At 69.8% G+C, this 14,154-nt stretch carries 13 protein-coding genes; 4 read left to right on the forward strand and 9 right to left on the reverse strand.

What is annotated here, in order from left to right; genetic code table 11:
* The first annotated feature begins 29 nt into the window (after nucleotides 1–29).
* Both AB0M97_RS09710 and AB0M97_RS09715 read left to right on the forward strand, forming a co-directional pair.
* Entirely contained in the window at nucleotides 30–1,022 is a 993-nt protein-coding gene (locus tag AB0M97_RS09710) for an arabinan endo-1,5-alpha-L-arabinosidase (protein ID WP_365960217.1), read from the forward strand.
* Nucleotides 1,004–2,440: a family 43 glycosylhydrolase gene (locus AB0M97_RS09715; protein WP_365960218.1), complete on the forward strand. Its 1,437-nt coding sequence runs from the start codon at nucleotides 1,004–1,006 to the stop codon at nucleotides 2,438–2,440. Before AB0M97_RS09710 ends, AB0M97_RS09715 begins: the two co-directional genes overlap by 19 nt.
* A 54-nt stretch (nucleotides 2,441–2,494) precedes the next feature.
* Here AB0M97_RS09715 and AB0M97_RS09720 read toward each other — a convergent pair whose 3' ends face one another.
* The 7 genes from AB0M97_RS09720 to AB0M97_RS09750 all read right to left on the reverse strand — a co-directional run bounded on the left by AB0M97_RS09720 (nucleotide 2,495) and on the right by AB0M97_RS09750 (nucleotide 11,016).
* Entirely contained in the window at nucleotides 2,495–3,640 is a 1,146-nt protein-coding gene (locus AB0M97_RS09720) for an aldose epimerase family protein (protein ID WP_365960219.1), read from the reverse strand.
* Between the two features lie 65 nt (nucleotides 3,641–3,705).
* Nucleotides 3,706–4,950, reverse strand: a complete 1,245-nt coding sequence (mmsB, locus tag AB0M97_RS09725; protein WP_365960220.1) for a multiple monosaccharide ABC transporter permease — start codon at nucleotides 4,948–4,950, stop codon at nucleotides 3,706–3,708.
* Nucleotides 4,947–6,497 (reverse strand): multiple monosaccharide ABC transporter ATP-binding protein, encoded by a 1,551-nt coding sequence (gene mmsA, locus AB0M97_RS09730; RefSeq protein WP_365960221.1) that lies wholly within the window; start codon nucleotides 6,495–6,497, stop codon nucleotides 4,947–4,949. Before mmsA ends, mmsB begins: the two co-directional genes overlap by 4 nt.
* Before the next feature lie 46 nt (nucleotides 6,498–6,543).
* On the reverse strand, nucleotides 6,544–7,656 hold the full coding sequence (gene chvE, locus AB0M97_RS09735; protein WP_365960222.1) for a multiple monosaccharide ABC transporter substrate-binding protein: 1,113 nt from the start codon (nucleotides 7,654–7,656) through the stop codon (nucleotides 6,544–6,546).
* Nucleotides 7,657–7,743: 87 nt separating this feature from the next.
* Entirely contained in the window at nucleotides 7,744–8,712 is a 969-nt protein-coding gene (locus AB0M97_RS09740) for a hypothetical protein (RefSeq protein ID WP_365960223.1), read from the reverse strand.
* A gap of 139 nt (nucleotides 8,713–8,851) precedes the next feature.
* Nucleotides 8,852–9,856 carry an alcohol dehydrogenase catalytic domain-containing protein gene (locus AB0M97_RS09745; protein ID WP_365960225.1) on the reverse strand — a complete coding sequence of 335 codons (1,005 nt, stop codon included), beginning with the start codon at nucleotides 9,854–9,856 and terminating at the stop codon, nucleotides 8,852–8,854.
* Nucleotides 9,853–11,016 (reverse strand): mandelate racemase/muconate lactonizing enzyme family protein, encoded by a 1,164-nt coding sequence (locus AB0M97_RS09750; protein ID WP_365960227.1) that lies wholly within the window; start codon nucleotides 11,014–11,016, stop codon nucleotides 9,853–9,855. Before AB0M97_RS09750 ends, AB0M97_RS09745 begins: the two co-directional genes overlap by 4 nt.
* Nucleotides 11,017–11,254: 238 nt before the next feature.
* Here AB0M97_RS09750 and AB0M97_RS09755 point away from each other — a divergent pair, with 238 nt between their 5' ends.
* Complete coding sequence (locus tag AB0M97_RS09755; protein WP_365960228.1) at nucleotides 11,255–11,917, forward strand: hypothetical protein; 663 nt, start codon at nucleotides 11,255–11,257, stop codon at nucleotides 11,915–11,917.
* A 118-nt stretch (nucleotides 11,918–12,035) separates the two neighbouring features.
* Here AB0M97_RS09755 and AB0M97_RS09760 read toward each other — a convergent pair whose 3' ends face one another.
* Together AB0M97_RS09760 and AB0M97_RS09765 are read right to left on the reverse strand one after the other, a co-directional pair.
* A complete protein-coding gene (locus AB0M97_RS09760) occupies nucleotides 12,036–12,455 on the reverse strand; it encodes an organic hydroperoxide resistance protein (protein WP_365960229.1) in 420 nt (139 codons plus the stop codon).
* A gap of 102 nt (nucleotides 12,456–12,557) precedes the next feature.
* Nucleotides 12,558–13,556 (reverse strand): NADP-dependent oxidoreductase, encoded by a 999-nt coding sequence (locus AB0M97_RS09765; protein ID WP_365960230.1) that lies wholly within the window; start codon nucleotides 13,554–13,556, stop codon nucleotides 12,558–12,560.
* A gap of 114 nt (nucleotides 13,557–13,670) precedes the next feature.
* On the opposite strand from AB0M97_RS09765, the gene AB0M97_RS09770 reads away from it, so the two are divergent.
* Nucleotides 13,671–14,129, forward strand: a complete 459-nt coding sequence (locus AB0M97_RS09770) for a MarR family transcriptional regulator (RefSeq protein WP_365960231.1) — start codon at nucleotides 13,671–13,673, stop codon at nucleotides 14,127–14,129.
* Nucleotides 14,130–14,154: the final 25 nt, after the last annotated feature.

The following is a 14,154-nucleotide window of genomic DNA, read 5'->3' on the forward strand; positions in this document are numbered from 1 at the left end:
TGTCCGCATCCCCACACTGGAGGCCCCGAGTGAGCCGCACTCCCCGCACCCCCCGCACCTTGCGGCGCAGAGCCGCGCTGATCGCCGTCCCCGCCGCCGCCCTGCTCGCGCTGATCCCGTCCACCGCCTCGGCGTACCCCAACCCGGGCGCGGTGACGGGCGCGACCGTCGTCCACGACCCGACCATGATCCGCACCTCGTCCGGCCGCTACCTGCTGTACGCCACGGGCGGCGGCCTGAGCCACCGCTCGTCCACCGACCGGATCGCGTTCAGCGCGGGCGGCGACGCGTTCGGGACGCGGCCGGGCTGGTGGTCGTCGTACGGGAACACCGAGGCGTGGGCGCCCGACATCTCGTACCACGGCGGCAAGTACCTGCTGTACTACTCCGTCTCGACGTTCGGCTCCAACCGGTCCGCCATCGGGCTGGCCACGTCCACCACCGGCCTGCCCGGGTCCTGGACCGACCAGGGCGTCGTCTACAGCTCGTCCACGTCCAGCGACTACAACGCCATCGACCCGAACCTCTTCGTCGACGGCGACGGCACGTGGTGGCTGTCCTTCGGCAGTTGGTGGACCGGGCTGAAGATGATCCAGATCAACCCGTCCACCGGCAAGCAGCTGTCGACCAACACCACCCGGTACGCGCTCGCCTCCCGCCCCACCGGCACGAAGGCCGTCGAGGCGCCGTACATCGTCAAGAGGGGCAGCTACTACTACCTCTTCGCGTCGTACGACACCTGCTGCAACGGAACCAGCTCGACGTACAAGGTCAAGGTCGGCCGGGCCACCAAGGTCACCGGGCCGTACTACGACCGCAACGGCGTCAGCATGATGAACAACGGCGGCACCCCGGTGCTGGAGTCGCACGGCCGCGTCATCGGCCCCGGCGGCCAGTCCATCATGAGCGACACCGACGGCGACCTGATCGTCTACCACTACTACGACGGCAACGACAACGGCACGCCCAAGCTCGGCATCAACCTCCTGAACTGGAGCAGCGGATGGCCCGTCGCCTACTGACCCTGCTGGCCGCGCTGCTGCTGGCCCTGGCCGTCGGGCAGCCCACCGCGAGCGCGGCCTCGTTCGCCAACCCGGTCAAGGCGCAGAAGGGCGCCGACCCCTGGATCTCGTACCACAACGGCACCTACTACCTGGTGTCGACCAGTTGGACCGACGTCATCACCGTCCGCAGGTCGGCCACGCTGGCCGGGCTGTCCACCGCGCCGAGCATCCAGGTGTGGCGGGGCGACGCGCCCTCGCGGTGCTGCAACATCTGGGCCCCCGAGATGCACTACCTCAACGGCCGCTGGTACCTGTACTACGTCGCCGGGCAGAACGTCGCCGACTACAACCCGACCCAGCGCACCCACGTCCTGGAGAGCGTCGGCTCCGACCCCCTCGGGCCGTACACGTACCGGGCGCAGCTCAACTCCTCCTGGATGCTGGACCCGACGGTCGCCACCATCAACGGGCAGCTGTACCTGTTCGGCAGCGCGAGCGGCGGCGGCACGCAGAACATCGTCGCCGCGCGGATGTCCAACCCGTACACGGTGAGCGGTTCCTTCTCGACCGTCTCGACGCCGACGTACGCGTGGGAGCGGTCGGGCGCCCCGGTCAACGAGGGCCCGGAGATCCTCCAGAGGGGCGGGAAGACCTTCCTGTCCTACTCGGCCAGCGGCTGCTGGACGCCCGACTACAAACTGGGGCGGCTCACCCTGACCGGGACCGACCCGCTCTCCGCGTCCTCCTGGACGAAGAAGTCCACGCCGGACTTCCAGCGCAACGACTCGGCCGGCGTGTACGGCCCGGGCCACCACGGCTTCTTCACCTCACCGGACGGCTCCGAGAGCTGGATGGTCTACCACGCCAACGACTCCGCGTCCGACGGCTGCGACAACGGGCGTACGGCACGCGCGCAGAAGTTCACGTGGAACGCCGACGGCACGCCGAACCTGGGCACACCGGTCGCGCTCGGCGCCTCGCTGGCCGGCCCGTCGGGCGAACCGTCCGGAGTGCAGCGCACGTACACGATCACCAACCGCAGCACCGGCAAGTGCCTTGAGGTGGCGGGCGGTTCGACGGCCGACGGCGCCAACGTCCAGCAGTACACCTGCAACGGCGGCACCCACCAGCGGTGGCGCCTGGAGGACCAGGGCGACGACACCAGCCGGCTGCTGAACGTGGCGACCGGCAAGGTGCTCGACACGGCCGACTGCTCCACGGCCGACGGCGCCGACCTGCGCCAGTGGCCCTGGCTCAACAACACCTGCCAGCGCTTCCGCTTCATCGCCACGGACACCGGTCACGTCCGCATCACCAACCAGGCCTCGGGCAAAGTGGCAGACGTGGCGAACTGCTCCACAGCAGACGCGGCAGACGTCCGCCAATGGACCTGGCTGAACAACACCTGTCAGCAGTGGAGACTCAACCCGGTGTGACCGCGAGCGCCGGGCAGCGCACCGCACCTCACGGCGCGCTGCCCGGCCCGCACGTCACACCCCGAACGAGTGCACAGTCGTGGACCGGTACACCTGCCCCGGCCTCAGCACCGTGGACGGAAACGCCGGCTGGTTCGGCGAGTCGGGGAAGTGCTGCGTCTCAAGACACAACGCGTCCCCCTGCCGGTACACAGCCCCGCCTGTCCCGACCAACGTCCCGTCGAGGAAGTTCCCGGAGTAGAACTGCAACCCCGGCTCGGTCGTGGCCATCCTCATCGTCCGCCCCGAGCCGGGGTCCCGCAGCGTGGCCACGTGCTCGGGCGTCCCCGTGATCCCCTTGTCCAGCACCCAGTTGTGGTCGATCCCCTTCCCGTACAGCAACTGCTGGTGGGCGACGCGAATGTCCCGCCCGACCGCCTTGGCCCGCCGGAAGTCGAACGGCGTACCCGCCACCTTCGCCAGCTCCCCCGTGGGGATCAGCCCCGCGTCGACCGGCGTGTAGCGCGAGGCGGCGATGGACACCTCGTGGTCGTAGATCGAGCCGCTGCCCTCACCGGCCAGGTTCCAGTACACGTGGCTGGTGAGGTTGACGACCGTGGCCCTGTCCGTGGTGGCCTCGTAGTCGATGCGCCAGTCGCCGCCGCGGGTCAGCGTGTACGTCACCTTCGACTTCAGCGTGCCCGGGTAGCCCATCTCCCCGTCGGCGCTCGTGCAGTACAGCCGCAGCCCGACGTCGGAGCCCCGGGTGAACGGCTCGACGTCCCACACGCGCTTGTCGAAGCCCCGCTCACCGCCGTGCAGGCTGTTCTCGCCGTCGTTGACCGACAGCTGGTGGGTCGTGCCGTCGAGGGTGAACCGGCCCTTGGCGATGCGGTTGCCGTAGCGGCCGATGAGCGCGCCGAAGTACGGGCTGGAGGCGACGTAGTCGTCCAGGTCGGCGAAGCCCAGGGAGACGTTGCGGTAGCGGCCCCGGCTGTCGGGTATCTCCAGGGCCTGCACGATGCCGCCGTAGGAGAGGACCTTCATCCGCGTGCCGCCGTTCTCCAGCGACCAGCGGTACACCTTCGTGCCGTCGGCGAGCCTGCCGAAGAGTTCCTTCACCGGGTGCCTGCCTCCCGTGGCGTGCGCGGTGCCGCTCAGCGCGGCGGTGACACCGGCGGCGGCCGCCCCGGCGACGACGGTTCGTCTGCTCATGTCCATGTGCGGCTCCTGCTGTGAGGCGTAAGGAGAGGGCCCCGCCTTCCGGCGGGGCCCGAGCTGACCGTTCAAGAACCTGACTTGCGCTTGTTCCAGACGTCGAACCCGACCGCGGCCAGCAGGGCGAGGCCCTTGATGACCTGCTGCCAGTCGGTGCCGACACTCAGGAGATTCATGCCGTTGTTCAGCACGCCGAGGACGAGACCGCCGATGATCGCGCCGAGCACGGTGCCGACACCGCCGCTCATGGACGCGCCGCCGATGAACGCCGAGGCGATCGCCTCCAGTTCGTAGTTCAGGCCCGCCTTCGGAGAGGCCGCGTTCAGGCGGGCGGAGATCGCCAGACCCGCCAGGGCCGCGAGCACGCCCATGTTCAGGAAGACCAGGAAGGTGACCTTCTTGTCCTTCACACCGGACAGCTTCGCCGCCGGCAGGTTGCCGCCGATCGCGTAGATGTGCCGGCCGAAGACCGAGTTGCGCATGACATAGCCGTAGCCGACCACCAGCGCGCCCAGGATCAGCAGCACGATCGGCGCGCCCTTGTAGCTGGCCAGCAGCAGCGTCACGGTGAGGAGCGCGGCGGCGATGGCGACGAGCTTCAGCAGGAACAGGTTGCGCGGCACCACCTCCAGCGCGAACTCCTGCTGGCGCCTGCGGTCGCGCATCTCCTGGAGCACCACGAACGCGATCAGGACGAAGCCCAGCAGCAGCGTGATGTTGTGGTAGTTGGTCTCCGGGCCGACCTCGGGCAGGAAGCCGTTGCCCATCTTCTGCAGCCCGTCGGGGAAGGGGCCGAGGGTCTGTCCCTCCAGCAGGATCTCCGTGATGCCGCGGAAGATCAGCATGCCGGCCAGGGTGACGATGAACGACGGTATGCCGAGATACGCGATGAAGAAGCCCTGCGCCGCGCCCGCGACCGCGCCGGCCAGCAGGCACAGCGCCACCGCCACCGGCCACGCCACGTCGTGCTGCACCGTGAGTACGGCCGCGAACGCGCCCACGAACGCCGTCAGCGATCCCACCGACAGGTCGATGTGACCCGCGATGATCACCAGCATCATGCCGATCGCCAGGATCAGGATGTAGCTGTTCTGCAGCACCAGGTTGGAGACGTTGCGCGGCAGCAGCAGGTCACCGTCGGTCCACACGGCGAACAGCGCCACGATCAGGCCGAGGGCCAGCAGCATGCCGTACTGGCGCATGTTGCGCCGCAGGCCGTCCAGCACCAGGTGCAGCAGGCCGCCGGCCGAGACCGGTCCGGTGCGGCCCGGCGGCGCCGGGGCCGGGCTCTTGGCGGACACATCCGTGCTCATCGGGTTACCTCTTTGTCCTTCGTCATCTGACGCATCAGCGCTTCCTGCGAGGCCTCGGCCCGCGAGAACTCACCCGTCAGCCGTCCCGCGGCCATCGTGTAGATGCGGTCGCACATGCCGAGCAGCTCCGGCAGCTCGGAGGAGATGAAGACGACCGCCTTGCCCTCGGCGGCCAGCTTGTCGATGACCGTGTAGATCTCGTACTTGGCGCCGACGTCGATCCCGCGCGTGGGCTCGTCCAGGATCAGCACGTCCGGACCCGCGAAGATCCACTTGCTGAGGACGACCTTCTGCTGGTTGCCGCCGGACAGCTTGCCGACCGGCTCGAACACCGTCGGCGCCTTGATGTTCATCGACGTGCGGAAGCGCTCCGCGACCTGCCGCTCCTGGTGCTCGTCCACCACGCCCCGCCGGGAGACCTTCCTCAGGGCGGTCAGCGAGATGTTGCGGTTGATCGTGTCGATGAGGTTCAGGCCGTAGTGCTTGCGGTCCTCGGTGACGTACGCGATGCCGTGCCCGACCGCGTCCGCGACGCTCTTGGTGCGGATCTCCCGGCCGTCCTTGAGGACCGTGCCGCCCGCGTACCGGCCGTAGGAGCGCCCGAACACGCTCATCGCCAGCTCGGTGCGGCCCGCGCCCATCAGGCCCGCGATACCGACGATCTCCCCGCGCCGCACGGTGAGCGACACGTCGTCGACCACCTTGCGCTGCTGGTCGATCGGGTGGTGCACGGTCCAGTTGCGGATCTCCAGCGCGGGCGCCGCGCCCTCCTCGGGGTGGTGCGGGGTGCGCTCGGGGAAGCGGTGGTCGAGGTCGCGGCCGACCATGCCGCTGATGATCCGGTCCTCGGTGGTCCCCGGGGCCTTCACGTCGAGCGTCTCGATCGACCGGCCGTCCCGGATGATCGTCACCGAGTCGGCGACCTTGCGGATCTCGTTCAGCTTGTGGGAGATGATGATCGAGGTGATGCCCTGGTTCTTCAGCTCCAGGATCAGATCGAGCAGTTTGTCGCTGTCCTCGTCGTTCAGGGCCGCGGTCGGCTCGTCCAGGATGAGCAGCTTCACCTTCTTGGACAGCGCCTTGGCGATCTCCACGAGCTGCTGCTTGCCCACGCCGATGTCGGCGACCCGGGTCTCCGGGTGGTCGCTCAGGCCGACCCGGCGCAGCAGCTCGGTGGCGTGCCGCAGGGTCTCGTTCCAGTTGATCAGCCCGCGGGTGGCGTGCTCGTTGCCGAGGAAGATGTTCTCCGCGATCGACAGGAACGGCACCAGCGCCAGTTCCTGGTGGATGATCACGATGCCGTGCTGCTCGCTCGCCCGGATGTCCTTGAAGCGGCACAGTTCACCCTCGAAGAGGATGTCGCCCTCGTAGGTGCCGTGCGGATGGACGCCGGAGAGCACCTTCATCAAGGTGGACTTCCCGGCGCCGTTCTCCCCGCAGATGGCGTGGACCTCGCCCTGCCGGACGGTCAGGGAGACGTCCGACAGCGCCTTGACGCCGGGAAAGGTCTTGACGATCGAGCGCATTTCCAGGACGGGTCCCGCCATGGTCGTGCCTTCCAGTCAGTGATGGGTCGTCGGGGGGCGGCGGCGGTTACTTGAGGTCGCTCGCCTTGATGTAACCGGAGTCCACGACGACCTTCTGGTAGTTGCCCTTGTCGACGGCGACCGGCTCCAGCAGGTACGACGGCACGACCTTGGCACCGTTGTCGTACGTCTTGGTGTCGTTGACCTCGGGCTTCTTGTCGTTCAGCAGCGCGTCGACCATGTTCGAGGCCACCTTCGCCAGCTCGCGGGTGTCCTTGTAGACGGTCATGGACTGCTCGTCGCGGATGATCGACTTCACCGACGCGACCTCGGCGTCCTGCCCGGTCACCACCGGCAGCGGCTTGCCCTTCGAGCCGTAGCCGTCCGACTTCAGCGCCGACAGGATGCCGATGGAGATGCCGTCGTACGGCGAGAGCACCGCGTCCACCCGGCCGGTCTTGTACGACTTGGTGAGGATGTCGTCCATGCGGCGCTGCGCGGTGGCGCCGTCCCAGCGGAGCGTGGTGACCTGCGTCAGCTTCGTCTGGCCGGACTTGACGACGAGCTGCTTCTTGTCGATGTAGGGCTGCAGGACGTTCATCGCGCCCTGGAAGAAGTAGCGGGTGTTGTTGTCGTCGTTGGAGCCCGCGAACAGCTCGATGCTGAACGGGCCCTTCTCGCTGCCGTCCTTCAGGCCGAGCTGCTCGACGATGTAGCTGCCCTGGAGTTCGCCGACCTTCTCGTTGTCGAACGAGGCGTAGTAGTCGACGTCCTCGGTGCCCAGGATGAGGCGGTCGTAGGAGATGACCGGGATGTCGGCCTCCTTCGCCTGCTGGAGGACGTTGTTCATCGACTTGTTGTCGATCGCCGCCACGATCAGGGCCTTCACGCCCTGCGTGATCAGGTTCTCGATCTGCGAGACCTGCTGGTCCGGGTCGTCCTCGCCGTAGACCAGCTTGGTCTTGTAGCCCTTGGACTCCAGGTCCCGCTTGACGTTGTTGCCGTCGGCGATCCACCGCTCCGAGGACTTCGTCGGCATCGCGATGCCGATGGTGGCGCCCTTGGCGTCACCTTTGTCCTCCTCGCTGCCGCCCTCGCCGCTCTGCCCGCAGGCGGTCAGGGACAGGGCGAGTGAGACGGTTCCGGCCAGGGCGGCGAGTGCGGCTCTGCGGTTGCGCATGGTCATCATCCTTGCGTGGTGCGGGGGCTCGGGTGTGTGGGATTGTGCGCGGCTGTGTCTTCTTTTGTGAAGAGTGTTTCCGGAACGTTATGACGAAATCTCGAACCGGTTGAGCGGCCCCGGCAGGCGCGAGCCCAGCGGCGCCATGTCGCCGTCCGCGCCGTGCCGGGCCAGCAGGTCCAGGGCCAGCCGGCCGCGCCGCACCCGCTCCCGCGCGGTCGCCAGCGTCAGTTCCCGCAGGTGGTGGCCGTACGGGTAGATGCCGGGCGACTTGGACAGGCCGAACTTCAGATAGAGCGGAGCACCCCGCCGGATCAGCTCGGCGACCTCGTACATCCGCACATAGCCGCCCAGGTCGTCCGGCGCCTCGATGTACATGTCCATCGGGGCCGCCGACACCCGGCGTATCTCCGTCAGGTGATCCAGCGTCAGATCACTGGGCACGTTGACGGAGTCCGCGCCGAGCCGCTCGTACACCGCGTACGCGGCCGGGTTCACCGGTCCGATCAGCGCCGACACCTTCAGCGTCGTGTCGGCCGGGAGGATCCCGGCCTCGCGGGCCCGGTGCAGCGTCCACAGCACGCCCTCGTCGGCCACCAGCAGGCACTTGACGCCCAGCTCCGTGGCCCGCACCGCGTCCTCGACGCAGCCGGCCACCGCGTCGTGGCCCCGGGCGCGCAGCCCGCCGCCGCGTGAGTCGGTGCGGGTGGAGCCGCCGATGTCCCACGTGCCGCGCGGGCCGGTGAACAGGCACAGTTCGATGTCGCGTTCGGCGGTGGCCTCGACCATCTCGGTGATCTCGGCGTCGGTCAGCATCCACACGCCGCTGCCCTGGCTGATCCGGTGGATCGGCACGTCCAGCCGCGAGGCCTCCTTCAGTACCGCCGCGAGCGCCTCCGGCCCCTCGCACGAGGGAATCTCGGTGCGCCAGCGGCCGCCGCCGGGGAAGGAGTGCGGCGAGGCGTCGGCGGGGTCGGGGGCGGGCGCCCCCAGACCCAGAGTGGTGAGCGCCGGCTCACCGGGTCGGCGGGCTGCCGGGGCGGAAGCGTCGGTCACAAGCTGTCCTTTGTCTGTCTTCGATATGCCGGACGAAGTTCGCGGCTCGGGGCGGGAAGAGCCCTGCCGAAGGGGTGGTGCCGGGCGGTGGGTGTACGCCGGTACGGAGGCCGTCAGGTGCCCCCGTACCGGCGTACGGCTAGGGGTGCAGGAGCACTTTGCCCACCTTCGGGTCACCGGAGCCGACCAGCTCGATGGCGTGCGGGAACTCGGCGAGCGACAGTTCGTGCGTCACCAGCGGCAACGGGTCGAGCAGACCGGCCCCGAACATCCGCACCGTGTGCGCCCACGCCCCGGGCGGCGCGCCGAACACCGTGTGCACCTCCAGCTGCCGCACCACCAGGTCGGTCGGGTCCAGGCCCTGCGCGCCCGGCGCCGGGATGCCGGTCAGGACCAGCCGCCCGCCGCGCCGCAGCAGCGCCGCCGCCGTACGGGCCGCGTCGGCGGACCCGGCCGTCTCGATCACGACGTCGAAACCGCCGGGCAGCTCCTGGTCCTTGGTGCGGAAGTCGCTCGCGCCGAACCGCCGCGACAGCGCCTCCCGGTCGTCCCGCGTGCCCACCACCAGCAGCTCCGCGGGGGAGCCCGCCGCGAGCACCTGCACGGCGAACATGCCGAGCGTGCCCGTGCCGACCACCGCCACCCGCTCGCCGGGCCGCGCGTTCGCCTTCAGCGCGGCCGCCGCGATGCACGCGGCCGGCTCCAGCAGGGCGGCGGCCGTCAGGTCGCAGTCGTCCCGCAGCACGTGCAGCAGCCGCGCCGGGAGCGTGAGCGTGCCGGCCATCGCGCCGGGCTGCGTGAACCCGGTCTCCTCGTACCCGGCGGTGCACAGCGTCGTCTCGCCCGCGTGGCAGCGGTCGCACACCTGGCAGTTGCGGAAGCCCTCACCGACCACCTTGCGGCCGACGAGGCTCCCGGGCACCCCGGCGCCGACCGCCGCGACGGTCCCGGACCACTCGTGTCCGGGGGTCAGCGGATACCGTACGTACCCCACGGGCCGGTTGCCCTGGTACACCTCGCGGTCGCTGCCGCAGATGCCCACGGCGTGCACGGCCACGAGCGCCTCGCCGGGGCCGGGGTCGCGCGGCTCGTGCGGCACGAGCCGGTGCTCGCCCGGCGCCTCGACGACGACGGCGGTGCTCACGTGGTGGCCTTCGGCCTGCGCTGCTCCCAGCCCTCGGCCCACAGGTCGAAACGCGCCTGCTGCTGCGGGAACTCCGCGGCGGCGTCGGTGTCCAGCTCCACGCCCAGGCCCGGCGCGTCGGACAGGTGGAAGCAGCCGTCTTCCGGGTTCACCTGCGGGGCGCCCTTGACGACCTTCTTGATCTCCGCGTCCGCGAAGTCGTTGAAGTGCTCCAGGATCTTGAAGTTCGGGGAGGTGAAGCCGACCTGGAGGGAGGCGGCGGTCAGGACGGAACCGCCCACGTTGTGCGGCGCGACCATCATGTAGTGCGTCTCCGCCGTCGCGGCGAGCTTCCTGGTCTCCCAGATGCCGCCGATGTGGCCGACGTCCGGCTGGATGATGTCCACGGACTGGTCCTCGAACAGCTCGCGGAACTCGATCCGGTCGTGGATGCGCTCACCCGTGGCGACCGGCATGTCCACCTTCTCGGCGACCTTCCGGAGCGCCTTCAGGTTCTCCGGCGGCACCGGCTCCTCCAGCCACGCCGGCTTGAACGGCGCCAGCTCCTTGGCCAGGCGGACGGCCGTGGAGGGGGAGAAGCGGCCGTGCATCTCCAGCATCAGCTCGGCCTCGGGGCCGATGGCGTCACGGACGGCCTCGATGAGGGAGACGGCGTACAGGGTCTCCTGGTGGTCCAGCTCGTAGTGCCCGGTGCCGAAGGGGTCGATCTTCAGCGCGCGGTAACCGCGCTCCATGACGCCCTGCGCCGCCTTGTGGTACGCCTCCGGGGTGCGCTCGGTGGTGTACCAGCCGTTGGCGTACGCCTTCACCTTGTCGGTGACCTTGCCGCCCAGCAGCTGCCAGACGGGAACGCCGAGCGCCTTGCCCTTGATGTCCCAGCAGGCCATCTCGACCACGGCGATGCCGGACATCACGATCTCGCCCGCGCGGCCGTAGTCGCCGTACTTCATGCGCCGGGTGAGGTCCTCGACAGCGAACGGGTCGGAACCGAGAATGTGGTTGGCCTCAGCCTCCTTCAGGTAACCGAGAAGGGCGTCGGTGTGTCCGAGCATGCGGGTCTCGCCGACTCCCGTGATGCCCTCGTCGGTGTGCACCTGGACGTACGTCAGGTTGCGCCACGGCGTCCCGACCACGTGTGTGCTGATTCCAGTGATGCGCACGGCGGTTGCCCCTTGCTGCGTCGTTGTCGTTGTCTCTTCGGTGCGACTCGGTGTGTTCGAGATTTCGTCACACGTTCGAAATGCTGGCGTGACAGTAAGGACGTGGTGGTCGGAGTGTCAATGGGGCCGGCACATAACGGTTTCGGCACTTTCGAGAACCGGAACCCGGCAGTCCCTACGCAATCTTCACAGAGGGCTCTAGGAACACCCTCGGACGGGAACCTAATCTTCCCGCGTCATGGACTACTGCCAGCCGTGCCGACGGCACCTGAACGGCGCCCTCAACTGCCCGGGGTGCGGGACCCCGGCCGCGTACACGCGGGCTCAGCACGTGTACGCGGACCCCGTGGGCACGCCCGTCGAGGCGGACGACGCGCTGCCGCGCGAGCGGGCGCGGTCCCCGCGCGGCCGCCGGGACCGCAAGGCGGCGGCCCACCGGCGCCGCCGCCGCAGGGCCCTGCTGATCGGCGCGGGCTTCGTCCTGGCGGCGGCCGGCCTGAGCCTGGCGGAACTGGGGGCGGACACCCCGGCCGACACGCCGAGACCTGCGGCGGCGGGCGCGGCGACGGCGGACGGTGGGGCGTCGGGAGAGGTGGACGCGGGAGAGCCGGCGGCGGACGCGACGCGGCCGGCACGGGGATCGTCCGGCTCTCCGTCCCCCTCGGCGTCGGAATCCCCGTCCACCTCACCGTCGGCGTCGATGTCGGAGTCCCAGGAGGAGGCCCCCTCCCGGCCCCCGGAGGACCAGACACCGCAGTCCTCGGCGACGACGACAGCCCCGCCCCCACCCCCGCCGTCCGAAACGCAGCCCCCGTCCCCGCAGCCGTCAGACCCGGCCCCGACACCGGCCCCGCCGACCCCGACGGAGACGTGCGACCGCTTCCTGTGGTGGTGCACGTAGCGCGTCGGTCACCGCGGCCCCGGGTGGCACGGCACCCCGGGCGGCACAACGCGCCCGCACGCACGAAGGCCGCACCCCACGTCCAAGGATGCGGCCCTCGCCGTACGCAACGACGGCGTCACACAAGCGTCACGCTGATGTTCCCCCGCGTCGCCTTCGAATACGGGCACACCTCGTGCGCCCTCTCCAGAAGCCCCCGCGCAACCCCCGCGTCGACGCCGGGGATCTCCGCCGCGAGAGAGACGATCAGCCCGAAGCCGTCGTCGTTCTTCCCGATGCCGACCTTCGCGGTCACCGTCGCCCCGGACACGTCGACCCCCTTTTCCCGGGCGGCGACACCGAGCGCACTCCGGAAGCACGCGCTGTACCCCGCGGCGAACAACTGCTCCGGATTGGTCCCCGAGCCGCTGCCGCCCATCTCCTTGGGCGGGTTCACCACCACGTCGAGCCGGCCGTCGTCGGTGGTCACCCGCCCGTCACGGCCGTTCCGCGCGGTCGCCACCGCGGTGTAGAGGACGTCGGACTGCTGGATGGTCATACGGTGCGTTCCTCCTCGTTCCGCCGCGACTCGCGCCCACGATCCCGACGGTTTCGGAAAGAAGTTACCGCATGACGGAATATGCGAGAAGAGGGAGAGGGGTCAGACCTTGACGATCATCTTCCCGGTGTTGTCGCCGCGCAGCACGCCGAGGAACGCCTCCAGGTTGTTCTCGATCCCCTCGACCACCGTCTCGCGGTACTTCAGCGCGCCCGACGCGACCCACGGGCCGACCTCCCGCACGAACTGCGGCTGAAGGTCGTAGTGGTCGCCCACCAGGAAGCCCTCGATCCGGCCCCGGGTCTGGATCAGCCGGGCGAGGTTGCGCGGCCCGGGCGCGGGCTCGGTGGCGTTGTAGACCGAGATCATGCCGCAGACGGCGATGCGCCCACCGCGGTTGAGGCGGCCGATCGCGGCCTCCAGATGGTCGCCGCCGACGTTGTCGAAGTAGACGTCGATGCCGTCCGGCGCCGCCTCCTTCAGCTGCTCGTGCACCGGCCCCGCCTTGTAGTTGAAGGCCGCGTCGAAGCCGTACTCGTCCAGGAGCAGCTTCACCTTCTCGTCGGAGCCGGCCGACCCGATCACCCGCGAGGCGCCCTTCAGCCTGGCGATCTGCCCGACCTGGCTGCCGACCGCCCCGGCCGCGCCCGACACGAACACCGCGTCACCCTCCTGGAAGGAGGCGGTGCGCAGCAGCCCGGCGTACGCCGTGAGCCCGGTCATGCCGAGCACGCCGAGGTAGGCCGACAGCGGCGCGGCCTGCGGGTCCACCGCCACGGCCCTCTTCGCGTCCACCACCGCGTACTCGCGCCACCCGAGGAAGTGCAGCACGTGGTCGCCGACGGCGATGCCCTCCGCGTTCGACGCGACGACCTCGCCGACCGCGCCGCCCTCCATCGCCCTGCCCAGCTCGTAGGGGGCCACGTAGGACTTCGCGGCGCTCATCCGGCCGCGCATGTACGGGTCGACGGAGAGGTACCTGTTCCGGACCAGGACCTGTCCCTCGCCCGGCGTCGGGACCTCCGCCTCGACCAGGGCGAAGTCCTCGGGCCGCGGCCAGCCCTCCGGGCGGCTGAGCAGGTGCCATTCGCGGTTGATCATGAGCGGGCCTCTCCATCTTCGGCGGAACGCTGTGCCGTGCCATTTACTTCAGAACCTGAAACAACCATGCTCCTGAATATTTCATCGTGTCAAGCAACTGGGTACCATGGCGCCATGGCCCCCTCATCCGCACCCCGCCGCCCCGACGCCCTGACGGCGGAAGTCGTGGAACTGGTCGGCGAGGTCGTGGCCCGCTACCACGCGGACTACGAGGAGGCCGCGGCCGGCCACGCCCTGACCGGCGCCCAGGCGAAGCTGCTGAGCCTGCTCTCCCTGGAGCCGCTGCCCATGCGCAAGCTGGCCCAGCGGCTGAAGTGCGAGCCGTCCAACGTCACCGGCATCGTGGACCGCCTGGAGGCCCGCGGTCTGGTGGAGCGCCGCCCCGCACCGGCCGACCGCCGCGTGAAGGTCGCCGCGGCCACGGAGGAGGGCCGCCGGGTCGCCCGCAGCCTGCGGGAATCCCTGCGCTTCGCCCGCGAGCCGCTCGCCGCCCTCTCCGACGAGGAGCGCGTGGCCCTGCGGGACGCGCTGCGCCGGATGCTGGGGCAGGACGGACAGCCCGCCCACCGGTGACCCGCGGATGACCGCGCCTCGGTAG

The organism is Streptomyces sp. NPDC051207 (assembly GCF_040682395.1).
In the GTDB taxonomy this organism is placed as follows: domain Bacteria; phylum Actinomycetota; class Actinomycetes; order Streptomycetales; family Streptomycetaceae; genus Streptomyces.